Genomic DNA, 24,705 nt, shown 5'->3' with positions numbered 1-24,705 from the left:
AGTAAACCGTACGTTTTGTTTAGTAAACAAGAGTTTTTGTTTAGCGGTTTATTTTTCTACGTTAGGAAGTAAGTAACTTCTGTAAGCACCAATTAACCCAAAAATAGATAGAATTAGAATCACAATTTCTATAGAAAGTAAAGACACAAGTGCACTTAATCCGCCAGTTACCAATAAAATTAAGCCAATTATTGTATTACTAACCGAAACATAATCTGTTCTTTGGTTGCCTTTAGCCATATCTACAATATATGTTTTTCTGCCTAATCTAACGCCGCCATGTGCAATACCTAAAATAAAAAAGGATAGAGGATAAATCCAGTTTATTGTTCTAATCGTTTCAAAATAACTAATAATTATAAATATCATTATTCCTAAAACTGAAGCAATTAAAACAGCAATAGCCATTACATTTTTACTTGATTTATCGGCTAATTTTCCCCAAAAAGGCGAGCTGATTATTGATGCAACACCTTTTGCGATAATAAATAAGCCTAATAAATAACTTTCTTTACCAATGTACTTTTGTGCTAAAATTACGTAATACGGAGCAGTTAAAGCAGAGCAGAGAAGTAGTGATCTAGCAATCACAAAATTTCTAAAATTAGTGTCTGTTTTTAAAAGTTTTAGTTTTGATATAAAATTAGAGTTGTCTTTAGAATCTTCGTCTACATCATTAGGAAATTCTTTAATTCTAGAATAAATAATAGCAGAAATTAACCAAGTTAGAGACGCAAAAAAGATTAAATAACTGTAAAAATCTATGGTTGCATTGCTTTTGGATTTGTACATAATAAGCAAACCAGCAGCTAGAACTAAAACGCCGGAAACAGAAACAGTGTAACCTTTTAGTCGTCCTCTTCGTGTTTTGGGTATGGTTTTTCCAACAATATCTTTAGAAGTTAAAGAGCTTAAACTTCTAGCCAAACTAAAAATAATTACTGCAAGTATAATTAAATATCCAGCAGTTTCATTTTTAAAATTTAATACGATAATTCCAATAGAAGCAATTGCTAAAAACTGGATTAATGCACCAATAACCCAAAACCATTTTCTTGTAGAATGTTTGTTAATATAAGAAGCAATAAATATTTGCGGTACCATAGATCCAGATTCTCTAATAGGTACAATTAGGCTTATTAAAAAAACAGGAGCGTTAACATAACTCATTAACCAAGTAAGTACAGTTTTAGGATTACTAAGTGTATCACCAAGCTTGGTAAATACATTACTTAGTAAAATAATGAAGTAATTTTTTGGGACGTGTTTGCAAGCGTCCTCAGTAATATCTTTACAGGTTCGTTTTTCTTTTTCGTTATTTAAAAACTTGTAGAGTTTTTCTAACATGAAATAGGTTGGTTTGTCCTCTAAATTACATTATTTTAAATGATATTATGTTAGAAATTTCCTAAATGAAAAAGCCACTTGTTTTAAAGTGGCTTTTATTTTAATTGCTTTTATATAATCTATAAAAAAGTGTTGGTAAGAACATAAAGTTGAAAAGGACAAATCCAACTACGGTAATGATACCAGCAAAAGGCCAATGCATACTTTTAAACATAAGTCCTGTACTTAAAATAAACAAGGCGATAAAGCCTAAAACATAAACTGATTTTTTCATTTTTTGATTGATTTATAATTAATATTAAGATTGATATTTTAAAATAGTGTCTTTATATTTTGTGTAGAAAAATAAAGGTAATGTGATGAAAATTAGAACAGCAAAGCCCGATACCATAATGATGCCCGCAAACGGAAAATGCATAATTTTGAAAATACTTCCTACCGAAATTAAAACCGCTGTAATAAACCCAATGATAAACAAAAACTTAGTTCGGTTTTTAGCCGATTTAAAATATAATTGTGCATTGGTTTCTTTTTGTAATTGATTGATATTTAGATAACCACCAAATTGATTAATTGCATTTTGATAGGCAATATCAAAGTTGGTTTCTTCTGTATTTTCAATATACGTACAGATATGGTCTAAAATATCTTCTTTAAGTGTTTGGTTTTTTAATCCATACAACTGTAAATTTTTATCTATATAGTTAATTTGTTGTTCTGTAAGTATCATTTTAATGTTGGTTTAGGATTAAAAATTAATGATAATGTGTTTATAAAATCATTGATTTGATTGGTTTGCTCGGCAATAACTTGTTTACCGCTATTAGTTACCGAATAATATTTTCTTACACGTTTGCCAATAAATACCTTTTCTGTAGTTAGTACATCATCCTTTTCTAATTTGTGTAAAATAGGATATAATGCGCCTTCAGAAATATCTATTTTTCCCTTGGTAATGTCTTTTACCTTTTGTGTAATCTCGTAACCGTACATTTTATCGCTTTGGCTTAAAAGCTTTAAAATGATAGGTTTAAGTGTTCCTTTTGTGAGTTCTTTGCTATACATGTTGCTAATATACATATTTTTTAAATACATTTTAATAAAATGTATTTATTTTTTAAAAATAAAAAAACCACTTCAATTAAGAAGTGGTTTAAAATCTTCTGAAAAAGCAGAAATAATTATTTTATCATATCGTAGCTACGTTTTATAAAGTCGCTAAGTTCTTTTCCTTTTAATAGTCCTTGCGATAAACGTGCTAAATCTAAACTTTGATTTATTAAGCGTTCTTTATCCTCTTTTGTTTCGGTATTTAAAATATCGCTAATTAAATTGTGATTAGTGTTTACAATTAAATTATACATTTCTGGCATATTGCCCATACCAAACATACCGCCACCACCAGTTTGTTGCATCTCTTTCATACGACGCATAAATTCTGGTTGAGTGATCATAAATGGTGTTGCGTTGCTATCCATAGCTTCTAATTGCACCATAAATTTTTCTGAAGGAATCACTTCTTTCAACAACTCGTCCAACTGTTTTTGTTGGTCTTCGTCTAATTTAGAAATTGTGTTTTCTTCTTTCTGAATTAACTTATCAATATGATCTGCATCTACACGAGCAAATGAGATATTTTCTTTAGAACCTTCTAATTTTTGCATTAAATGCGAAACAATAGGACTGTCTAATAATAAGACTTCGTAACCTTTGTCCTTAGCAGCTTCAATGTAACTGTGTTGCTCATCTTGATTACTTGCGTAAAGGATAATTAACTTATCGTCTTTATCGGTTTGTTTTGCTTTTATTGCATTGTAAAGCTCGTCGTAAGTGTAGTATTTACCGTCTACAGTTGGGTATAAGGCAAAAGCTTCTGCTTTTTCGAAGAATTTTTCTTCAGACAGCATTCCGTATTCAATAACAATTTTAATGTCATTCCATTTTGCTTCAAAATCTTCACGGTTACTATTAAATAACGACTTTAATTTATCGGCAACTTTACGTGTAATGTAAGAGCTAATTTTTTTAACTGCGCCATCTGCTTGTAAGTAAGAACGAGACACGTTTAAAGGAATGTCTGGACTATCTATAACACCACGTAGCATGGTTAAAAATTCTGGTACAATACCTTCTACATTATCTGTTACAAATACTTGATTTTGATATAGTTGAATTTTATCCTTTTGTATTTGCATATCGTTAGATAACTTAGGGAAATATAAGATTCCTGTTAAGTTAAATGGATAATCTACATTAAGATGAATGTTGAAAAGAGGCTCTTCAAACTGCATTGGATACAACTCTCGATAGAAGTTTTTATAGTCGTCTTCTTCTAACTCGGTTGGTTGTTTGGTCCAAGCAGGATTTGGGTTGTTTATAATGTTATCTACTTCTTTTGTAGGAGCAGGATCGTCTTCTTTAGCGTCTTCAGGTTTTGGTAAAGTTTCAGTTTTAGTACCAAATTTAATTGGTATTGGCATAAACTTGTTATACTTCACTAAAAGCTCTCTAATTTTACTGTCTTCTAAAAATTCTTCTTCACCTTCAGAAATATGAAGAATAATCTCTGTACCTCTTTCAGTTTTATCGGCTTCTTCTAAAGTGAATTCTGGACTACCATCGCAAATCCAATGTGCAGCAGGCTCGTCTTTAAAAGATTTTGTGATAATTTCAACTTTATCTGCCACCATAAAAGCAGAGTAAAAACCTAGTCCGAAGTGACCAATAATTCCGCTATCCTTAGCGCTGTCTTTGTATTTGTCTAAAAACTCTTCAGCACCAGAAAAAGCAACTTGGTTAATGTATTTTTCTACCTCTTGGGCAGTCATACCTAAACCTTGATCAATGATGTGTAATTTTTTTCCTTCTTTATCAATTTTTACTTCGATAATAGGATTACCATATTCGGTTTTAGCTTCACCAATGCTTGTTAAATGTTTTAATTTTAACGTAGCATCTGTTGCGTTACTAATAAGCTCACGTAAAAAGATTTCGTGATCGCTGTACAAGAATTTTTTAATTAAAGGGAAAATGTTTTCTACCGAAACGTTAATATTTCCTTTTGCCATAATATTTTGTTTTATGTTTAGTTTCCGCGAAAGCGAAAAAATATTATTAATTATACGTGTTGCATTAGACAACAAAAATGCCAATTAAGGTTGTGTGACAATATGACATAAAAAAACCGTTTAATTTAATTAAACGGTTTTTTGTAATGATGTTGTAATGTTATTTTTTGTTTTTTACATGTTTTTCTAACCATTGGTCTTGTTCCCAAAGCATGTGCATAATAGATTCTTTAGCTCTATAACCATGACTTTCTTTAGGTAACATTACTAATCTTACAGGCGCGCCTAATCCTTTTAAGGCATTAAAGTAACGTTCGCTTTGTAAAGGATAGGTACCAGAATTATTATCTGCAACACCATGAATTAGTAATAATGGTGTTTTCATTTTATCGGCATTCATAAAAGGAGACATTGTGTTGTATATTTCTGGCGCTTCCCAATAGCTACGCTCTTCACTTTGAAAACCAAAAGGCGTTAATGTTCTGTTATAAGCACCACTTCTTGCAATTCCTGCAGCAAAAAGGTTAGAATGAGATAGTAAATTTGCTGTCATAAATGCACCATAACTATGTCCGCCAACAGCAACTTTGTTAGGGTCTATATAACCAAGATTATCTACAGCATCTATTGCAGCTTTTGCGTTAGCTACAAGTTGTGTTATAAATGTGTCGTTTGGTTCTTTGTTGCCTTCTCCAACAATTGGGAAAGCAGCATCGTCTAATACAACATAACCTTTAGTAACCCAATAAATAGGTGATCCCCAATATGGGTAAACAAACTCGTTAGGATTTGCTGTACTTTGGGATGCACTTGCTTTATCTTTATACTCTCTTGGATAAGCCCATAAAATCATTGGGTATTTTTCTCCTTCTTTGTAATCTAATGGCAGGTATAATGTACCTTCTAAATCTAAGCCATCATTACGCTTATAATTAATAACGCGCTTATCTACGCTTTCTAAACTTTTAAAAGGATTATCAAAATCTGTAATTGCTGTAAGTTTATTCTTTTTAATATTTCTAATGTAATAATTAGGGTAATCTGTTTTAGATTCTATACGAACAAGGATGTCTCCTTTTTTCATATCAATTGCAAAGTTTAAACTTTCTAGTTTATCTGTGTATTTAGATTTATATAAGCGTTTTGTTTTACCAGTCTTAATATTGTACTCGTCTATAAAAGGAAATTGTCCTTCTTTAGAATAACCATCGCCCATTAGATAAAGATTGTCTCCGTTAATGGTTAATGTGTAGCTACCATATTTGTTTTTTGAAGACACAAAATCTCCTGGATCACTGTATACATCTTGATAATTTCTATCAGAAATTATTTTAGCTTCAGCTGTACTAGGATTAAATAAGTAAGTTTTTAAGTTCCTGGTGTTCCACCAATAATCAAAAGCAATAGCAATATTATCATTACCCCATCTAATACCAGAAAAGCGTTGTTTTGTTTTAAGTATTTCTTTTGGTTGACCATTAAAAGGCGCATCTAATTGATACACTACATCTCTATAGTCTACTTTTACTTCAGGATCACCTTTATCCAATGCTTCTGCCCAAACTATTGTAGCGGGTTTGTCGCTTCTCCATTGCATACTGCGTTTCCCTGTTCTTGTAGCCATAAAACCTTTTGGTCTTACTTCGTCTAACGGAACATTGTTTACTGTTTTTACAAATTTACCGTTAACATCGTATATGTTGCTTTCGCTTGGAAATCTAGAATAAGTTACTAAATAAGAGAATGGACGTTTAATTTTTGTAACCATTATATAATTTCCATCAGGAGAAAAACTTATACCTCGATACATATCTGCATCTAAAAAATCTGTAATCTCTCCATTTATGGATAGTTTTTTAATTTCGGAACGTGCTAATTGTTCAAAGTTAAATTCGTCATTAGGTGTTTTTAGTAGATCTTGATAAGTTCTGTTTTGAGCTTTTGCTCCATCACTAACAGAAACTGTTGGACCAGAAGGTACAGCTGTAGCAGTATTTATAAGTTCTTTTCGGTCGTTTGGAAGCATTTTTACAAGAAGATGTTTATTATCTTTAAACCAATTAATTGTACTTCTCATATTAGCGTTAACATTGGCGTTAGAAATTTTATATGCATTAGCGTTTTCTATATTTACAATCCAAACTTCAACTCCTTTAGGTGTTGTATTTAAGCAAGCTATAAGACTTTCGTCAGGAGACCAACTAAAATTAGATAAACGCGCATTGTCTGGTAAGCCTTTAACTTGTTTAGCCTCTTTGTCTTTAACTTGTTTAACTTTTAAATTTGTATAGTAATTGGTACGACTACCAATGTTAGTAACAGGATTAATTCTTAAACCAGCTAATCTTAGTTCGGTTTCAGAGAGTTCTTCAATAGATTTATATTGGTTACGATATAACAGTACCATGTGCTCTCCTTTGCTATCTATTTGTACACCAGGAGCAAGATTTGCATCTGCTAGTTCTAAAATTTCTTTAGAAGGTTTTTGATACGTTAAGTTTTGTTGTGCATATCCGTTTAGACACACAAAAATAAGTAGTAGTTTAATTAATGATTTTGCCATTTTATTTGAAATTAATTAGGACTTCAAGATACCTAAAAATGAAATTTATGACTTAAAACGATTTGTTAAACTTGTGTGAAAGACTTATTGGTAAAAATGGTTAATTATAGGTTATTTTAATTATAATTTCTTGAAATACTTTAAATTTGTACCATAAATATTAAGTATATGTACAATTCAAAAATTATAGGAATTGGTAAGTATGTGCCAGATAATGTGGTAACTAACCAGGATTTGTCCAAAATAATGGATACTAGCGACGAGTGGATAACAGAGCGCACAGGTATTAAAGAGCGACGTTGGGTCGTAGAAGGTAGCGATGATACTACAGCTACAATGGGTGTAAAAGCAGCAAAACAAGCTATAGAACGCTCTGGTTTAAATAAAGACGATATAGATTTTATCATTTTTGCAACTTTAAGTCCTGATATGTATTTTCCTGGTCCAGGTGTGCAAGTACAACATGCTTTAGATATAAAAACTGTTGGAGCATTAGATGTACGTAATCAATGTTCTGGATTTATTTATGCATTATCTGTTGCAGATAATTTTATAAAAACGGGTATGTATAAAAACATACTTGTTATTGGTAGCGAGTTACATTCTCACGGATTAGATAAAACGACAAGAGGAAGAGGAGTTTCTGTTATTTTTGGTGATGGTGCTGGCGCAGTTGTAGTGAGTAGAGAAGAAGATAATAGTAAAGGAATATTATCTACACATTTACATAGTCAAGGTGAACATGCAGAAGAATTAGTGGTAAAAGCACCAGGTATGGGAACACGCTGGGTAACAGATATTATTGCAGATAATGATGAGAATGACGACAGTTATTTTCCGCATATGAATGGTCAATTTGTATTTAAAAATGCAGTTGTACGTTTTAGCGAAGTTATTATGGAAGGCTTGATAAAAAATAATCTTCAAAAGGAAAATATAGATATGTTAATTCCGCATCAAGCTAATTTGAGAATAGCTCAATTTATACAAAAGAAATTTGGCTTGACAGATGATAAAGTGTTTAATAACATTATGCGTTATGGTAACACAACTGCAGCTTCTATACCTTTAGCTTTATGTGAAGCTTGGGAAGAAGGAAAAATTAATGAAGGCGATACTGTTGTTTTAGCTGCTTTTGGAAGCGGATTTACTTGGGGAAGCGCTATTATTAAATGGTAGTTAAAATAATTTTATGACTGAAAAATCCGAAACATACGTTTCGGATTTTTTTATAACTAAACTTAACTAACTAAACTTATGTTTTATAGGTTGAGGACTAATTCAAATAAATATAAAACTTTTGGTTTGCTTTGTTTATTACATGACGCTTAACTCTTGTTTTTATTACATTGATTATCAATGTTTAACGATTATTTAACAATGAAGATGTGTTAAACAAAAAAATATCTTAAAAAATCTTTTTTTTAAAATAGAAAACCCAAAGTCGATCAGGCTTTGGGTTTTCCTTTATTTAGCAAATTTACCTTAACACTAACCATCAACTATTAAGTAAACTGCTAAACTTCTAGAAGATTTTACATAAATCCGCCACCACCAGACGATTCGTTGTCATCACGTTGTTTACGTTGTAATGCTCGGTATTTTCCACCACCAAATCTATAAGATAGTGCAACGTTCCAAGTGTTACTTTCCCAATTAAATTGTCCAGTGGAAGGATAAGGTGTGTCGGTATCAAACTCAAACCTCATTGTATTAAATATGTCATTGTAATTAATGCTAAGAGTAGCTCTATTGTTTTCCATAAAAGAGTAGCGTATACCAGTGTTAACAAAATACATAGGTTTTCTTAAAAACTGAACGCCTTGTTCTTCACCACGATACATAGCAAATAAAGACAAGCTTAGGTTTTTAGTGGCTTTAAAGTTGTTAAACATTCTAAAGTTCCAAACTAAATTCTCGACTTCAGTTTTACGTGTTTCAATATCATCAACTGTTGCTGTACTTAAATCGTTAGCATCAATAAATTCTGTAATACCAGTTTGAGACTGAGAATATAAATCAAAACTCGCGTTAAAGTTCCACCATTTTGTTGGTCTATAGTTGCTAGAAAGTTCTATACCGTACGCAGATGTATTATCAAAATTATCATAAGATAAAATAGAGTTACCGGCAGAAATATTTGTTCTGTCAATTGCTACAAATCTATTTATGTTATCTTCAATTATTCTGTAAAACACGCCAGCAGTAATGCTTCCTTTTTTTAACTGTCTTGTATAGTTTGCTTCTGCAGAGTTGGTGAATTGAGGTTGTAATTCAGTATTTCCAAAAGATGAAACTCTTGGTGTGCTCCATTCTCTAATTGGGTTAACTTGTTGTAATCCTGGTCTGTCAACACGTCTGCTTAGGCTAAATTGATATGAGTTTTTATCTGAAGCAGCATAAGTTAAAAATGCAGATGGATATATTTGAAAATATTCATTTGTAAAAGGTAACACTTGTGTTGTCTCATCTGTAAACATGTTTAAAGCTTCAGCTTCTACTTTTACTTGCTCTGCACGTGCACCAACTTGATAGCTCCATTTTTCGTTAATAGTTTTTCCGAAAGTTATGTAAGCAGAAAAAATATCTCTTTTATAATCAAACGCTGTGCTTGGTGTAGGTATAATTGTACCTGTGCTAGAAAATGTTTGACCAGTAGATCTGTACCCTAAATCGGTATTAAAAAGTCTTGCTTCTGCACCAATTTCTAATTTAGAGTCTTCGTTTATTGGTTTTACATAATCTACGTTTATTGTGGTTTGATCTCTTTCTGTATCAACAAAATCATTGTAATCTGGCGGAAAACTAAAATTGATGTAGTTAAAATCTGCTACTTCTGTATTAGTAAAATCGTTGTAATCTACTTCAATATCTAAAGTTTCGTTTTCGTCTTTAAAAAGATGTTTGTAGACAAAGTTGTATTGACCTGAATTATTCTCTGAGTCACTACCAAAAATTTGTCTTTGATATAGATTTTGGTCAGGAAAACTTAAATTGGTAGTACCAACACCATTGCCTTCAAAAATATTTTGATTGGTAAAGAAAGATAATGTGTTGTTATCGTTTAAATAATAATCTACACCAACTTTAAATAAATGAGATTTATTATTGTTGAAAAATTGAAAATCTTGTCTAGAGTTGTCGTTAGATTGGTCGATATATCCAAAATTATCATATTTACCAATGTTATTACCGTAACTACCGTAAAAGTTGAATTTTCCGTTACGATAATTTAAGTCTATAGAGCTATTAAATTTTGCATAAACCTCATTAGTAAGACCAATGTTTAAATTACCATTAAAACCTAATTTGGTGTTTTTATGAAGTTTAATGTTAATAATTCCGCTCATTCCTTCTGGGTTATATTTTGCCGAAGGATTAGTAATTAACTCGATACTTTTAATTGCTGTAGATGGTATTTGTTTTAATAATTGAGCAATTGGTACGTTAGATAATTTACCATCTACCATAACACGTACGTTTTCGTTTCCGCGTAAGCTAATATTTCCTGTTTGTTGGTCTACGTTAACCGAAGGAATATTATTCATAATATCGCTAGCATTAGCACCAGCGGTTTGTAAATCTTTACCAATGGTAATGACTTTTCTATCTATTTTTTGTTGAATGGTTGAGGTTTCTGCAACAACGGTTACTTCTTCTAAGCTTTCAGCAGATTCACTTAAATTAATAGTACCTAGGTTGATGTTTTTATTGCTGTTAGTAATTTCGATAGTTTTACTTTCGGTTTTATAACCTAAAAATTCAATACTTACTATGCTTTTGCCTAATGGTATTTGATTAACATTAAAGCTTCCGTCTTCACTTGTAATTCCGCCAGTTATAATATTTTGATTTACATCTTTTATAACGACATTTACATATGGTAAGGGTTGTTGTAAATTTACGTCTAATACTTTACCAGTAATAGTTCCGATTTTGGGTAAAGTTTTGTCTTGGGCATGTATACTAAAGGCTACCAATAGCATAACAATGGAGAATAGTTTTTTCATTTTTGGTTGTAATGATTATTTGATTGATGAAATTGTTTATGCTATTAAGACTAAATTTTACTTGTATTGTTACGGATAAAATTTAATTTTAAGAATATTTAACATTTATGAATAAAAAAACTTTAGTGCTAGGAGCGTCATTAAATCCAGTGCGTTATTCTAATACAGCTATTAACAAATTGGTAGCTAATAATATACCAACTGTAGCGTTTGGATTAAGAGAAGGAGAAGTGGCTGGTGTTAAAATTGATACAGATTTAAAAATGTATACAGATTTAGATACTGTAACATTATATTTAAATCCAACCAGGCAAAAAGAGTATTATGATTACATAGTAAGTTTAAATCCTAATCGTGTGATTTTTAATCCAGGAACTGAAAACCCTGAATTTTATAAAGTTTTAGATAAAAACAATATTGCTTATGAGGTTGCTTGTACGTTAGTTTTGTTGTCTATTAATCAGTATTAAATTTACTTAACCGCGTAACAGTCTACCTTGTCATTGTTTGAGATTGTTAAAAGGTATTTGTTGTTTTTAGTTTTTATTTTCTCAAAAGATTTCACTTGTTTTTTAAAAGGTTTAATACCTAAATTAGATACAGGTGTTATGTTATCTAAGGAATAAAAAGTATAACCTTGAAGCGAGTTGTATTGTCCATGATAGGTAGTTACATTTAAGTTATTACCTCCAATTAGTATTTGTTCTTTGGTGTCTATAGAAATATTTTCGAAAGAACTTATTGGTGATAACTGTAATTGAACAGGGAAAGGGACAAATTGATCAAAAGAGCCATTATTGTTTTGTAAAATACCAGATTTTAAATTATCAACATAAAACAGTTGAGCGCTTTTTACAGATTTTGGTGTTAATACTTCCTCTACTGTTTTTAAAGAAAAATCACTATGTTGTACAAATCGTTTGCTTATTACATTCATTTGCGAAGCTAATTCGTCTTTAGTATTTAAAGGGTAATATTGTCCGTCAATATTGTAAGCTATTATAGTTTCTTTAATATTGTTATTGTCAAAATCACCAAAATACATATGTAATGGTTTATCTTTTGTTGCATTAAACCTTGTGTTTAATCCCCAATTGCCCAAAAGAATATCTTTATCTCCGTCATGGTCATAATCGTAAGTTATAGCAGTTTGCCATAAGCCGTTTAGATTTTCTGGAATTTTTATTAAATCTAGAGAACCGTTATTATTTAAATAAATTTTAGGAGTATCCCATTGACAAGTAACGATTAAATCTTTAATACCATCGTTATTGAAATCTTCCCAAATGGCATCTGTAACTTTAGAAGATAATTTAAAGTTTAGATCTTTTTTAAAATTACCTTTTCCGTCATTAATAAGTATGTAAGATTCAGTAGATTCTCCAAATACATCTGGGTTAGATAGATTGCCTATAAAAATATCTATATCACCATCATTATCATAGTCGTAGGTAACAACAGTAGATGTGTTTAAATAATTGTCTGGAAAGTTAGTAGATTTCTTAAATGTATTGTTTTCGTTTATGTAAAGTCTGTCGTTTTCGTATTTTTTTATTCTATTAGTATTAATTCCAGAACCTACATATAAATCTAAATCGCCATCTCCGTCAGCGTCAAATAAAGATGCAGAGTTGTCTTCGCAATAAATATCTTCTTCAAAGACGTTATGGTTTTTAGGGGTTAGTTTATATCCATTATTTAAATATAATTTTGAAGATTTTCCTGAAGCGCCTCCTATAAAAATATCTTCATATTTGTTATTGTCTACGTCTGCAACAGCTACTGCAGGTCCTACTGTTGATACTTTATAAGGGATTAATTTTTGGTTGAAAAAGTCATTAAAATTATCTTCTTCATGTTTATAGTTAATTATGTCTTTGTTATTAAAGACTGTGTTTTCGGTTTTTCCTTTTAAGTAATAATTTTGTGATGTATTGCGGTTAGGAGAATAATTTATGTTTAAAACCGTGTTTATTTCAGGGTTTTCAATAGTTTGAACTTTTAAGTCTGGCCAAATTATTACTAAAGAGTCGACTTTATTTTCTTCGTTTAAACCAAAATGAAGTTTTTTTTCTGTTGAAGAAAGAAATCCTCTAGATTTAAATAGTTGTTTTAATTGTCTTGTTTTATTAGTGTATACAATTGCTTTGCTACCAATAGCTTCTTTATTTCCTTTTAAAAATTTTAAATCTAAGCTTACAGAGTTTTTTGATTGGTCTGTGTTGTTTTTGTATATGTATGGATAGTCGTTTAAGTTGTTTGTAATAATATCTAGATCACCGTCGTTATCTAAATCTGCATATATTGCACCGTTAGAAAGTGATGGTGTTTTGTCTATCCATTGACCTGTTTTGATGGTTAATTTTTCAGAATCTCCTTGGTAAATTTCATTTGCAACTTCACCTCTTGGCATTTCATTTATAGATTTAAAAAGCCATTCTAAGCCATCGCTTCTTGATCTGCTTTTAAAAGCATTAGCTACATATTTTCTAAAATCTAATCCGTTAGGTCTTCTTAAGATTCCGTTTGCAATAAATATATCTTGATGACTATCATTGTTAAAGTCTGCAATTAATGGTCCCCAACTCCAATCTGTATTTTCTATATTATTAACAATTGCTGCATCGTAAAAATAAGCACCATTTTGGTTGTTTATTTGAAGCATATTTCTGGAATACTGATTTGAATACCCTAGTCTTTTAAGCTGACTTTGTTTATTAAGCATAGCTTCGTCACCTTCAGTTTCTTTAATTACCTTTTCGTCTTTAGGTAGCATATCTAATGTTATTATATCTTGAAGTCCATCTGCATTTATATCTGCAGCATCACTACCCATAGAAAATCTGCTTGTAGCAGTAAAAGCCGATTTTAAAGATTCTTTAAAAGTACCATCCTTTTGGTTGATGTAATAATAATCATCTTCATGAAAATCGTTACAAACATATAGATCATCCCAACCGTCATTGTTAAAATCTGCAAGAGATGCGCTTAATCCGTAACTGTTAGCACCACCATATATATTAGCGTCTTCGCTAACATCTACATACTTACCGTTGTCATTTCTTAATAAAACATCTCCAACTAACGGTGTACGATTAGATCTTATACTTGCTGGACCATGGGAAATTGATGTGTGTATTGCGTGATTAACTATATAAACGTCTAAGTCTAAGTCTTTGTCATAATCAAAAAAATACGCTTGAGTAGAATAACCTGTAAAATCTAATCCATATTCTTCAGCTTTTTCTGTAAAAGTTCCATCACCGTTATTAATAAATAATTCATTACGACCAGTAAAATCTAATAATCCAGAAACTGAACATAAGTAGATATCTAAAAACCCATCATTATTAATATCTACCATAGTAACACCAGTATTCCAGCTAGAATTACTGTTAATATTAGCGCTTTCAGAGATGTCTTCAAATTTAAAGTTGCCTTTATTTAAATACAGTTTATTTCTGTTTTGGTTAGAAGCAAAATATAGATCAACCAATCCGTCATTATTAATGTCTCCAGCACCTACACCGCTACCGTTATAAAAATAAATGTAATTAATAATGCTGTGATCGGTGTTTTCAGAAATAATATTTTTAAAGGTAATACCTGTGTTTTCTGGTTGTAATCTCTCTAATAAATATGTTTCTGCTGTGATGTTTTGTTTGTTCTGATCTGTTTTTTTATTACAAGAGAATAATGTAATAATCACTATAAATACTGAGATATATCTTTTCAAAGCTAAAAATCTGTTAATTTATGTTAAATTATTAACACAAACTTAACAAATTATTCTAAAAACAACTAAAACAACTGTGTTTTGTTTAATAAAATGTTAATTATTCTTCTTTTTAAGAATAAGCATTAAACCTAAAAACGTCAAAAAGCCATTAAGTATTAAAATGAAAAAGCCAAACTCAAATCCAAGCCATTTTAAGCTATTTACACTAATAATGTAAGATAGAATAGGAGATAGAATGGCGATTATTGGTATAAATTTATCCTTAACATTCCATTTTGTAAATAAACCAAAAGCATAAAGCCCAAGTAAAGGACCATAAGTGTATCCGGCAAAGACAAACAGTTTAGAGATTACACTTTCGTCTTTAATAATGTATTTAAAAGCTATAATAACTAATATTAATAATAATGAAATTAAAACATGTATACGCTTTCTTATTTTTACTTGCTTGTTTTTGTCGTGCTTTTTTTCGATGTCTAAAATGTCAATACTAAAAGATGTTGTTAAAGAAGTTAAAGCACTATCTGCACTGCTGTAAGCAGCAGCAATTAATCCTAGTAAGAAAAACACAAAAACACTAAAACCTAAATGATTTTTAGCAAGAATAGGGAACAAGTCATCTTTATGTGCGTCAATTCCGTTTTGCTGTGCGTAAACAGTAAGTAGTAGTCCTAAACTTAAAAATACAAAGTTAACTACAGTTAGAACTAACGTAAACCAGAACATGTTTTTTTGTGCATCTTTTAAAGATCTGCAAGTTAGATTTTTTTGCATCATATCTTGATCTAATCCAGTCATAACAATAGCTATAAATGCACCAGAAATAAACTGTTTCCAAAAATAATCGCCAGATTTAATATTCTCAAAGAAAAATATTTTACTAAGCTCGTTATCATTAACAAAAGCAAAAATACTTTGTCCGCCTAAATCCATTTCAGAACTTACAAAATAGATAGCGACACCAACAGCAATAAGCATAAAAAGTGTTTGTAAGGTATCTGTCCAGACAATTGTTTTTATACCAGATTTAAAAGTATATAACCAAATTAAAGCAACTGTAATACTTACTGTTTGCCAAAACTGAATACCTAAATCATCAAACAAAATAAGTTGTAAAACATTAGCTACTAAATACAGTCTAAAACTTGCACCTACTATACGAGATATCAAAAAAAACGAAGAGCCAGTTTTGTATGCATAATTACCAAAACGTCCTTCTAAATAGGTGTAAATAGAAGTTAAATTCATTTTATAATACAGCGGAAGTAATATCGTGCCAATCACCAAATAGCCTAACATATATCCAAAAACCACTTGCATGTAGCTAAATTTTGAGGCTTCAATCCAACCAGGGACAGATATAAAAGTTACACCAGATAAAGAAGCACCAATCATTCCAAAAGCTACAACATACCAAGGTGATTGTTTATTGCCTTTAAAAAAAGCATCGTTTCCAGACTTTTTTCCGGTGAAATAAGAAATTAAAATAAGTACACCAAAATAGGTAGCGATTAATAAAATGATTTGAGTAGATGTCATAAATTAAATTTTCTGATTGCCAAAATACGAAATAAGTTTTGACTTCAGTTAGTGGTAATTAGTTAGTAGTAAGTAACAAGTGGTTTTACGCTTTACTTAAAGAAAAAGTGTCAATTCATGAAATTCGTGTCTAACTATTAATTTATCCAAAAATGTAAAATAATATCTTGCAATGTCGTAAATTCGCAACTATGGAATTTTCTTCAAAATTATTAGAAAACGCAGTTAACGAAATCTCGCAATTACCTGGTATAGGTAAGCGTACCGCATTGCGTTTGGCACTACATTTATTGCGTCAACCTAAAGAAAATACCCATGGTTTAAGTAAAGCGTTAAACCAAATGGTTGACGATTTAAAGTTGTGTAAATCTTGTCACAATATTAGTGATACAGAGCTATGTGATATTTGCGCAAATCCAATGCGTAAAACAGATGTAATTTGCGTAGTCGAAGATATTAGAGATGTTATGGCAATAGAAAATACAGCATCTCACAAAGGGTTGTATCATGTTTTAGGCGGAAAAATATCGCCAATGGATGGTGTTGGTCCACATGATTTAAACATTTCTAGTTTAGTAGAAAAAGTAAAAAGCGGAAGCGTAAAAGAGCTTATTTTTGCACTAAGCCCAACTATGGAAGGCGACACCACAAACTTCTATATTTACAAACAAATTAAAGAGTTTGAAGTAGAAACTTCTACCATTGCACGAGGTATTTCGGTTGGTGACGAGCTTGAATATGCAGACGAAATAACCCTTGGGAGAAGTATTTTAAACCGAATTCCTTTTGAAAATTCATTAAAATTATAGGCTTTTTTTGAAGTTATCCATCATCATACTTAACTATAACGTGCGTTATTTTTTAGAGCTTTGTCTGCAAAGTGTAGAAGCAGCAATCCAAAATTTAGATGCCGAAATTATTGTTGTAGACAACAACTCTTCAGATGAAAGTTGTACAATGGTAAAGCAAAATTTTCCGAAGGTAAAACTCATTGAAAACAGTGAAAATCTAGGCTTTTCCAAAGGAAATAATATTGGCGTACAACATGCAAAAGGCGAGTATCTGTGTATTTTAAATCCAGATACCGTTGTGCCAGAAGATTGTTTTACAGAGTTATTTGAATTTTCCGAAATTAAAAACGACTTAGGATTATTTGCATGTCGATTAATTGATGGAACTGGTTCATTTTTACCAGAAAGTAAACGTCACATTCCAACACCAAAAGTGGCAATTAAAAAAATGTTAGGCTTTACCAAAAGCTATTATGTAACAGACGTTGAAGAAAATTCTACGGGTATTGTACCAATTCTTGTTGGTGCATTTATGATGGTAAAAACAAGTGTATATAAGCAAGTACAAGGTTTTGATGAAGACTATTTTATGTACGGAGAAGATATAGATTTGTCATATAAAGTCACTAAAGCAGGTTACGATAATATGTATTACGGACCAATACAAGCCATACATTTTAAAGGAGAAAGTACGTTAAAAGACCGTATTTATGCTAAGCGTTTTTACGGTGCTATGCAGATATTTTATCAAAAGCACTTTAAAAGCAGTGTACTAACCAAGACTATAGTTAATTTGGGTATAAAATTGGCAAAACTCTTTAAAGATAACACTTCCGTAGAAAAAATGCCTGTAGATAGATATGTGTTAATTAGCGATAAAAATTATCCAAAATTGGCAGAAATTTTTAAAAAACCATTCAGAGTTCAAACAAAAACAGAAGTTTTTGAAGCCAATACACAAGTTGTTTTAGATGCAAATTATTTAAGTTTCAAGCAGATAATAACATGTATGTCGACTTCAGAAAAAAACAGAAACATATCATTTAAAATTATCCCAAAAAACTCTAATTTTATACTCGGAAGTAATTCTTCAAAAAATAGAGGAGAAGTTATTCATTTTTAAAAATTCAAATTGATAAATAATAAACAGTAAATTAGGTTATTTTTTATTAATTTTGCAAAACAAAACAATAAAACTACATTTCAATTATTAATATGGCAAGATTTGAACTAAAATTACCAAAAATGGGAGAAAGTGTTGCAGAAGCAACAATTACCTCTTGGCTTAAAGAAGTTGGCGATACTATTGAAGCAGATGAAGCAGTCTTAGAGATTGCAACAGACAAAGTAGATAGCGAAGTACCAAGTGAAGTAGATGGTGTTTTAGTAGAAAAACTGTTTAACGTAGACGATGTTGTAAACGTTGGACAAACCATTGCAATTATAGAAACCGATGGTGACGCACCAGAAACTGCTGCTGCACCAAAACAAGAAAGCACACCAGAACCAGAAGCGGCTCAAGAAGTTGCAAAAACAGTTGAGGTTGCTAAAGAAACTGCAGAGCCAATTACATCTAACGGAGATCGTTTTTACTCACCATTAGTTAAAAATATGGCTAAAACCGAAGGAATAAGTCAATCTGAGTTAGACGCTATTCCAGGAACAGGTAAAGATGGTCGTGTTACTAAAAACGACATGATGGCTTACCTAGATAATAGAGGTAGCAAACCAGCAACAACACAAGCTGCGCCAGCAACACCACAAAAAACAGAAGCGCCAAAAGCAGCACCAAAAACTGCTGCACCAGTTAGCGTAAATGGTGGTGATGAGATTATTGAGATGACCAGAATGGGCAAATTAATTGCACATCACATGGTAGAATCGGTACAAACAAGTGCTCACGTACAAAGTTTTATAGAAGCCGATGTGACTAACATCTGGAACTGGCGTAAAAAAGTTAAAAACGACTTTGCTAAACGCGAAGGAGAAAACTTAACGTTTACACCAATTTTTATGGAAGCGGTAGCAAAAGCGTTACGCGATTTCCCGATGATGAATATCTCTGTTCAAGGTGATACAATTATTAAAAAGAAAAACATTAACCTTGGTATGGCAGCAGCTTTACCAGATGGTAATTTAATTGTACCAGTTATAAAAAATGCAGACCAATTAAACTTAGTTGGTATGGCAAAACAAGTTAATGATTTAGCTGGAAGAGCAAGAGAAAATAAGTTAAAACCAGACGATATACAAGGCGGAACATACACTGTAACTAACGTTGGTACCTTTGGTAGCGTTATGGGTACACCAATAATTAACCAACCACAAGTAGGTATTTTAGCTTTAGGCGCTATACGTAAAGTACCAGCAGTTATAGAAACACCAGAAGGCGACTTTATAGGTATACGTTACAAGATGTTCTTATCGCATAGTTACGACCATCGTGTGGTAAATGGTGCGCTTGGCGGACAATTTGTACAAGCAGTTAAAAATTATTTAGAAGCTTGGGATATTAATAGAGAGATTTAAAAATACCTGCGCAGGCAGGTATCTCAATGATATAAAAAAGCACAACTTTTAGGTTGTGCTTTTTTATATCATGCTTTTAAATTTCGTTTAATGGTCTCGGCTACAAGTAGTTGCGTGGGTTAGCGCTTAACTTAGCAAATACACACCAATTTGAAAATCCGCGAGGATTTTCAGAAGTAGGAGAAAACAAGCAATTACTTATAGTCATTGTTAGCAAACGTTTTTTTATTCTTTTATAAATTTAATTGTATTTCCATTTTTAAATTTCAAGAAATACATTCCATTTGTAAAATTGCTAATATCAATTTGTTCATTGTCAGCAATAATTCCTTTTTTAATTTCATTTCCAAGAATTCCAAAAATGGTATATGGTTCTTTTGAATTTAAATTTGAAATTTGAATAATTTCTTTTGATGGGTTTGGAAATATTTTAATTTTAGTATCATAATTAAAATCATTTAATCCTAATACATTTGAAGCGCTAACTTTTATATCATCAAAAAGCATTTCCTCTTGAGAGCCTAAGGAATTAAAAAGAATTCTAACAGACATAGAATTTCCTGTATTTGGAATTGAGGTTGAAATTATTTGAGAATTTTGGTCAACTAATATATCATTAGCATCAATGTTAATGCCATCTAAACTTGAATCGTAATAAAAACGGGTATCTGTTCCACCACCACAACTTATTATCGTTTGATATGCTCCACCGTCAATAGATATTTGTACTTGCAATATATCATTAGTTTCATACCTATTTCCATCGTTTCCTCTGGGTGCAGCTAGACGAAATTCAAAAGCTAAACCACTAGCTCCAGTAATATCTATTGGATTTGTTTGGATATAATGATCCTCTGCTGAAAAACCAGCTCCATCGTAATCCTCTAATGCTATCACATTTCCAGAAAACCCTGAAGTGGCGTTTCCCAGAGGTAAGCTAGAAGGTATAGCTCTAGTTATATAATCTGCTGCTACAGTCATAAAGTTGACTGAATTCCCAGATGCATTGTATAGTTGGTATGTATCAAAATCAGTTCCTTCAAAATCATTGAAGTATAAAGTGGTTTGAGCATTAGAAAGTGAAGGAATAATAAGCATTAAAGCTGCTAAATTCAAAAAAGTGTAAAATTGTTTCATTTGTTAATTTTTAAAGTTTAATATTTGGTTTTAATGTTTGCTAAAGATTGTTAAACGAAGTTAGAACAAAAATTCAATTGACCAAAGGTTTAATTAAACCCATCTCGCAAAGCTTCAATAAAACCTTCCAAACTTTCAATTTGGTTATACACTTTATCATTCACTTTTAAAATAGGAATGTGGTTAACAGAGCTATTGGGTTTTAAGGCTTTAAATTCTTTAATTAGTTTGTTGTAATGTGTTGTGTCTTGATCAATATTATACTCTTGGTAGCCAATTTTGTTTTTGGTTAAAATACGCTTGGCATCAGGGCAAATGCTGCAATCGTTTTGGGTATAAATTTCAACGGTTTTAGATGTTAGTGCTTCATTTAATTTAGTATCTAACAGCTCAAAATCTTTATCAAATTGTAAGGCGTAAGCGACTTCGTTAATCACTAACGTGTATGTGTATTTACCTTCTTTTCCGTTTAAAATAACCATAGTTAGCACGCGTTGTTTGGACTTTGGTGGTATGGTTTTTAAAATAGGTCTTTCGCTACTGCGTCTAAAATCTTCGGTATCTACTTTTAAAAAAATATCATAAGAGATAGAGTCTGTATTTTCTATATATAATTCATAGCGTTTGCCTTTAATTTTTTCAATAAGTTTAACGTGTTTATGATCATTTTGTGCAATAGTGCCAATAGTAAAAAGGGTTAAAAGTAAAAGAAGTATATAGTTTTTCATTATTTAAAAAGCTTTACAAAGTAAAAGTAACAGATTACATTTATATTTGCATAAATCAAAGCAAAATTCATGCCTTTAAATTTAACAAAACCACTTTGTTTTTTCGATTTAGAAACTACCGGAATTAATATTACAACCGATAGAATTGTCGAAATTTCAATTTTAAAAGTCTATCCAAACGGAAATAAAGAAAGCAAAACTTGGCTAGTTAATCCCGAAATGCCAATACCAGCAGAAGTCTCTGCAATACATGGTATAACTGACGATAAAGTAGCAAACGAGCCAACGTTTAAGCAATTAGCATCAGAGATTAACAACATGTTTAAAGATGCAGATTTAGCAGGTTTTAACTCTAACCGTTTTGATATTCCGTTGTTAGCCGAAGAAATGTTGCGTGCCGATATGGATTTTGATATGAAATCTCGTCTTGCGATAGATGTACAGACTATTTTTCATAAAATGGAACAACGTACACTTAGCGCAGCGTACAAATTTTACTGCGATAAAACTTTAGAAAATGCTCATACAGCAGCAGCAGATACGTTAGCAACTTATGAAGTATTAGAAGCACAAGTAGAACGTTATGAAGATTTAGAAAACAATGCGAAGTTTTTAGCCGAGTTTAGTTCGCGTAAGCGTTTTGCAGATTTTGCTGGTTTTATTGCGTTTAATAAAGAAGGACAAGAAGTATTTAGTTTTGGTAAACATAAAGGAAAATTAGTAACCGATGTTTTAGAAACCGAACCAGGTTATTTTGGATGGTTGTTAAATGCCGATTTTCCGTTGTACACTAAAAAAGTGCTAACCGCAATTAAGCTAAGAGCGTTTAATAATAAGTTGGGTTAGATCAATAAACAATAAACAATAAACAATTAACAATAAACAGTTGTCAGTTGTCAGGTCGAGCGCAGTCGAGACCTAATTTTAAACAGAAATATATCAGTTTAAGTAATCATAAGAAGATCTAAAAATCCAACAATCTAGTAATCTAAAAATCTAGTTAATCTAAATATGAAACTAATCTGCATAGGTCGTAATTACACCAAACATATAGAAGAATTACAAAACGAGCGTCCAACAGAACCAGTAGTCTTTATCAAACCAGATACAGCTATATTATTGAAAAAACAACCGTTTTTTATACCAGATTTTTCAGAAGATGTACACTACGAAGTTGAAGTATTGGTAAAAATAAATCGTGTAGGTAAACACATTGATAAAAAATTTGCCCACAAGTATTATGATAAAGTTGGATTAGGTATAGATTTTACTGCAAGAGATTTACAACAAAAGCTAAAAGAAAAAGGATTACCATGGGAAAAAGCAAAATCTTTTGATGGTGCAGCAGTAATTGGTAACTGGATAGATAAGTCAGAAATTTCAGATATTAACAACTTGAATTTCAGTCTGCAAAAAAATGAAATTACCGTACAAAAAGGTAACACTAGTCACATGCTCTATAAAATTGACGAGATTATCGAATATGTGTCTAAATATTTTACATTAAAAATAGGAGACATTATCTTTACGGGTACGCCTGCAGGAGTTGGCAAAGTTGTTGTTGATGACGCACTAAAAGGATATATAGAAGACAAAGAAATGTTTTCGATTAAAGTTAAATAAATGGAACAGCATTATAAATTAGAAAGAATAAAAGAGCTAGCAGATAATGACCAAGATTTTATCATGGCATTAGCACAAACATTTTTAGAAGAAGTCCCAGAAGATGCAGCTGTTTTAAAAACCGCGGTAGAAAATAAAAACTACAAACTATCTTACCAAACAGCTCATAAAATGAAACCAACTGTAGATATGTTTGAGCTTGGCGTACTTAACGATTTAATCGAAGTGCAAGATTGGGGTAAATTTGAACAAACCGATAAAGATATTTCAAGTAAATTAACTATTGTGCTTACAGCAATAGATAACGCAGTTAAAGAAATTAAAGAAGATTTTAATTTATAATGCAGGCCGAAATAATAACCATTGGAGACGAGATTCTCATTGGTCAAATTATAGACACAAATTCAGCTTTTATAGGTAAAGCGTTAAATTCAATAGGAGTATCTGTATATCAAATAACGTCTATTCAAGATGAAAAAGAACACCTAATAAAAGCTTTTAAAGAAGCAGAGGAAAATGCCGATATCATTATTATTACAGGCGGATTAGGGCCAACTAAAGATGATATTACAAAACATACTTTAGCCGAGTATTTTAATGATACTTTGGTGCAAAACGATTTAGTATTAGCACACGTAGAGCAACTTTTTGAAAAATATATTACCACACCAATTTCAGATTTAAATCGAAAACAAGCATTAGTACCTTCAAAAAGTAAAGTGCTAATGAATAAGTATGGTACAGCGCCTGGAATGTGGATGGAAAAAGGAGATAAAGTTTTTATATCTCTACCAGGTGTGCCTTATGAGATGAAAGCGCTAGTAGAAGATGAAGTACTGCCTAAATTAGCGCACAAATACAAAAGACCATTTATTTTACACAAAACCATTTTAACCTATGGTTTAGGAGAAAGCGCAATTGCACAACGTATAGAACATATAGAAGACCAATTACCAAAACATATTAAACTAGCATATTTGCCTAGTTTAGGACGTGTGCGTTTAAGATTGTCTGGTAAAGGCAACGATGAAGATGTTTTAAATAAAGACATCCAAACGCAAGTTGAAAATATCTTACCATTAATAAAAGATATTTTTGTTGGTTTTGAAGACAATAATAATAGTATAGAACAAATTATTGCTAATCAATTAGTAAAAACTAACCAGACATTGGCAATTGCCGAAAGTTGTACAGGCGGAAAATTAACCCAAACCTTTACACAACATTCTGGCACATCGGCATATTTTAAAGGCGGATTAGTCACTTATGCTACACAAAGTAAAGTAGATGTTTTAGGTGTAGATCAAGCTATTATAGAAAAACATTCTGTTGTAAGTGAAGCTGTTGCAAAAGCTATGGCTATTAATGTAAGAGAAAAGCTGAATGCAGATATTGGGATATCAACAACAGGTAATGCCGGACCAACAAAAGGCGATTCTGATGCAGAAGTAGGAACAGTTTTTATTGGATTTGCCACTAAAGAAGGCGCAAAAGCCTTTCAATTTAATATGGGTAACCATCGTGAGCGTGTAATAAATAAAACCGTAAATAAGGTTTTAGAACTACTTCAAAAAGAAATTTTTGAAAATTAATTATTTAGCTATTGTCAAATAGTAAATAATTAGTATATT

20 protein-coding genes are annotated in these 24,705 nt (G+C 31.3%); 9 read left to right on the top strand and 11 right to left on the bottom strand.

What is annotated here, in order from left to right; translation table 11 throughout:
* Nucleotides 1–48 precede the first annotated feature (48 nt).
* The 6 genes from H574_RS0108190 to H574_RS0108160 form a co-directional block, all read right to left on the bottom strand.
* Nucleotides 49–1,347, bottom strand: coding sequence for an MFS transporter (locus H574_RS0108190; protein WP_027880112.1), 1,299 nt, complete (start codon nt 1,345–1,347; stop codon nt 49–51).
* Nucleotides 1,348–1,447: 100 nt separating this feature from the next.
* Complete coding sequence (locus H574_RS14755) at nt 1,448–1,621, bottom strand: hypothetical protein (RefSeq protein ID WP_169558271.1); 174 nt, start codon at nt 1,619–1,621, stop codon at nt 1,448–1,450.
* Nucleotides 1,622–1,645: 24 nt separating this feature from the next.
* A complete protein-coding gene (locus tag H574_RS0108180) occupies nt 1,646–2,077 on the bottom strand; it encodes a hypothetical protein (RefSeq protein ID WP_027880111.1) in 432 nt (143 codons plus the stop codon).
* Nucleotides 2,074–2,427 carry a helix-turn-helix transcriptional regulator gene (locus H574_RS0108175; protein WP_027880110.1) on the bottom strand — a complete coding sequence of 118 codons (354 nt, stop codon included), beginning with the start codon at nt 2,425–2,427 and terminating at the stop codon, nt 2,074–2,076. Before H574_RS0108175 ends, H574_RS0108180 begins: the two co-directional genes overlap by 4 nt.
* A gap of 101 nt (nt 2,428–2,528) precedes the next feature.
* Nucleotides 2,529–4,415 (bottom strand): molecular chaperone HtpG, encoded by a 1,887-nt coding sequence (gene htpG / locus H574_RS0108165; protein WP_027880109.1) that lies wholly within the window; start codon nt 4,413–4,415, stop codon nt 2,529–2,531.
* Between the two features lie 160 nt (nt 4,416–4,575).
* Nucleotides 4,576–6,978, bottom strand: coding sequence for an alpha/beta hydrolase family protein (locus tag H574_RS0108160; protein WP_027880108.1), 2,403 nt, complete (start codon nt 6,976–6,978; stop codon nt 4,576–4,578).
* 168 nt (nt 6,979–7,146) lie between these two features.
* On the opposite strand from H574_RS0108160, the gene H574_RS0108155 reads away from it, so the two are divergent.
* Nucleotides 7,147–8,157: a 3-oxoacyl-ACP synthase III family protein gene (locus H574_RS0108155; RefSeq protein ID WP_027880107.1), complete on the top strand. Its 1,011-nt coding sequence runs from the start codon at nt 7,147–7,149 to the stop codon at nt 8,155–8,157.
* 356 nt (nt 8,158–8,513) lie between these two features.
* On the opposite strand, the gene H574_RS0108150 is transcribed toward H574_RS0108155, so the two are convergent.
* Nucleotides 8,514–10,988, bottom strand: a complete 2,475-nt coding sequence (locus tag H574_RS0108150; protein ID WP_027880106.1) for a TonB-dependent receptor — start codon at nt 10,986–10,988, stop codon at nt 8,514–8,516.
* A gap of 107 nt (nt 10,989–11,095) precedes the next feature.
* On the opposite strand from H574_RS0108150, the gene H574_RS0108145 reads away from it, so the two are divergent.
* Complete coding sequence (locus H574_RS0108145; RefSeq protein ID WP_027880105.1) at nt 11,096–11,458, top strand: CoA-binding protein; 363 nt, start codon at nt 11,096–11,098, stop codon at nt 11,456–11,458.
* Nucleotides 11,459–11,460: 2 nt separating this feature from the next.
* On the opposite strand, the gene H574_RS0108140 is transcribed toward H574_RS0108145, so the two are convergent.
* Entirely contained in the window at nt 11,461–14,724 is a 3,264-nt protein-coding gene (locus tag H574_RS0108140) for a VCBS repeat-containing protein (RefSeq protein ID WP_027880104.1), read from the bottom strand.
* 96 nt (nt 14,725–14,820) lie between these two features.
* Entirely contained in the window at nt 14,821–16,266 is a 1,446-nt protein-coding gene (locus H574_RS0108135) for a sodium:solute symporter (protein ID WP_027880103.1), read from the bottom strand.
* Nucleotides 16,267–16,457: 191 nt separating this feature from the next.
* Between H574_RS0108135 and recR the strand changes: the two genes are divergently transcribed.
* From recR to H574_RS0108120, 3 genes are all read left to right on the top strand, one after another.
* Nucleotides 16,458–17,075, top strand: coding sequence for a recombination mediator RecR (recR, locus tag H574_RS0108130; protein ID WP_027880102.1), 618 nt, complete (start codon nt 16,458–16,460; stop codon nt 17,073–17,075).
* Nucleotides 17,076–17,082: 7 nt separating this feature from the next.
* Complete coding sequence (locus H574_RS0108125; protein WP_027880101.1) at nt 17,083–18,180, top strand: glycosyltransferase family 2 protein; 1,098 nt, start codon at nt 17,083–17,085, stop codon at nt 18,178–18,180.
* 92 nt (nt 18,181–18,272) lie between these two features.
* Entirely contained in the window at nt 18,273–19,586 is a 1,314-nt protein-coding gene (locus tag H574_RS0108120; protein ID WP_027880100.1) for a dihydrolipoamide acetyltransferase family protein, read from the top strand.
* Nucleotides 19,587–19,811: 225 nt separating this feature from the next.
* Here H574_RS0108120 and H574_RS14400 read toward each other — a convergent pair whose 3' ends face one another.
* Both H574_RS14400 and H574_RS0108105 read right to left on the bottom strand, forming a co-directional pair.
* The gene (locus H574_RS14400) at nt 19,812–20,723 is read right to left on the bottom strand and encodes a T9SS type A sorting domain-containing protein (protein WP_051169857.1); all 912 of its coding nucleotides are present in this window, start codon (nt 20,721–20,723) and stop codon (nt 19,812–19,814) included.
* 89 nt (nt 20,724–20,812) lie between these two features.
* Nucleotides 20,813–21,451, bottom strand: a complete 639-nt coding sequence (locus tag H574_RS0108105) for a glutaredoxin family protein (protein WP_027880099.1) — start codon at nt 21,449–21,451, stop codon at nt 20,813–20,815.
* 69 nt (nt 21,452–21,520) lie between these two features.
* Here H574_RS0108105 and H574_RS0108100 point away from each other — a divergent pair, with 69 nt between their 5' ends.
* The 4 genes from H574_RS0108100 (at nt 21,521) to H574_RS0108085 (ending at nt 24,666) form a co-directional block, all read left to right on the top strand.
* Nucleotides 21,521–22,297 (top strand): 3'-5' exonuclease, encoded by a 777-nt coding sequence (locus H574_RS0108100; protein ID WP_027880098.1) that lies wholly within the window; start codon nt 21,521–21,523, stop codon nt 22,295–22,297.
* 165 nt (nt 22,298–22,462) lie between these two features.
* Entirely contained in the window at nt 22,463–23,074 is a 612-nt protein-coding gene (locus tag H574_RS0108095; protein ID WP_027880097.1) for a fumarylacetoacetate hydrolase family protein, read from the top strand.
* Nucleotides 23,075–23,416 (top strand): hypothetical protein, encoded by a 342-nt coding sequence (locus H574_RS0108090; protein WP_027880096.1) that lies wholly within the window; start codon nt 23,075–23,077, stop codon nt 23,414–23,416.
* On the top strand, nt 23,416–24,666 hold the full coding sequence (locus H574_RS0108085; RefSeq protein WP_027880095.1) for a competence/damage-inducible protein A: 1,251 nt from the start codon (nt 23,416–23,418) through the stop codon (nt 24,664–24,666). The genes H574_RS0108090 and H574_RS0108085 overlap by 1 nt, the downstream gene beginning before the upstream one ends.
* The last annotated feature ends 39 nt before the right edge of the window (nt 24,667–24,705 follow it).

The sequence above is a fragment of the Mesoflavibacter zeaxanthinifaciens DSM 18436 genome (assembly GCF_000422365.1).
Taxonomy (GTDB): Bacteria; Bacteroidota; Bacteroidia; order Flavobacteriales; family Flavobacteriaceae; genus Mesoflavibacter; species Mesoflavibacter zeaxanthinifaciens.
This window is presented reverse-complemented; position numbering and strand designations above follow the sequence as displayed.

Bases quoted from the DNA above. Each gene is read 5' to 3' on its own strand.
- recR (WP_027880102.1), top strand. From the start codon at position 16,458: ATGGAATTTTCTTCAAAATTATTAGAAAACGCAGTTAACGAAATCTCG.
- H574_RS14400 (WP_051169857.1), bottom strand. From the start codon at position 20,723: ATGAAACAATTTTACACTTTTTTGAATTTAGCAGCTTTAATGCTTATT.
- htpG (WP_027880109.1), bottom strand. From the start codon at position 4,415: ATGGCAAAAGGAAATATTAACGTTTCGGTAGAAAACATTTTCCCTTTA.
- H574_RS0108120 (WP_027880100.1), top strand. From the start codon at position 18,273: ATGGCAAGATTTGAACTAAAATTACCAAAAATGGGAGAAAGTGTTGCA.
- H574_RS0108095 (WP_027880097.1), top strand. From the start codon at position 22,463: ATGAAACTAATCTGCATAGGTCGTAATTACACCAAACATATAGAAGAA.
- H574_RS0108155 (WP_027880107.1), top strand. From the start codon at position 7,147: ATGTACAATTCAAAAATTATAGGAATTGGTAAGTATGTGCCAGATAAT.
- H574_RS0108150 (WP_027880106.1), bottom strand. From the start codon at position 10,988: ATGAAAAAACTATTCTCCATTGTTATGCTATTGGTAGCCTTTAGTATA.
- H574_RS0108160 (WP_027880108.1), bottom strand. From the start codon at position 6,978: ATGGCAAAATCATTAATTAAACTACTACTTATTTTTGTGTGTCTAAAC.
- H574_RS0108135 (WP_027880103.1), bottom strand. From the start codon at position 16,266: ATGACATCTACTCAAATCATTTTATTAATCGCTACCTATTTTGGTGTA.
- H574_RS0108085 (WP_027880095.1), top strand. From the start codon at position 23,416: ATGCAGGCCGAAATAATAACCATTGGAGACGAGATTCTCATTGGTCAA.
- H574_RS0108175 (WP_027880110.1), bottom strand. From the start codon at position 2,427: ATGTATATTAGCAACATGTATAGCAAAGAACTCACAAAAGGAACACTT.
- H574_RS0108100 (WP_027880098.1), top strand. From the start codon at position 21,521: ATGCCTTTAAATTTAACAAAACCACTTTGTTTTTTCGATTTAGAAACT.
- H574_RS0108090 (WP_027880096.1), top strand. From the start codon at position 23,075: ATGGAACAGCATTATAAATTAGAAAGAATAAAAGAGCTAGCAGATAAT.
- H574_RS0108105 (WP_027880099.1), bottom strand. From the start codon at position 21,451: ATGAAAAACTATATACTTCTTTTACTTTTAACCCTTTTTACTATTGGC.
- H574_RS0108190 (WP_027880112.1), bottom strand. From the start codon at position 1,347: ATGTTAGAAAAACTCTACAAGTTTTTAAATAACGAAAAAGAAAAACGA.
- H574_RS0108180 (WP_027880111.1), bottom strand. From the start codon at position 2,077: ATGATACTTACAGAACAACAAATTAACTATATAGATAAAAATTTACAG.
- H574_RS14755 (WP_169558271.1), bottom strand. From the start codon at position 1,621: ATGAAAAAATCAGTTTATGTTTTAGGCTTTATCGCCTTGTTTATTTTA.
- H574_RS0108145 (WP_027880105.1), top strand. From the start codon at position 11,096: ATGAATAAAAAAACTTTAGTGCTAGGAGCGTCATTAAATCCAGTGCGT.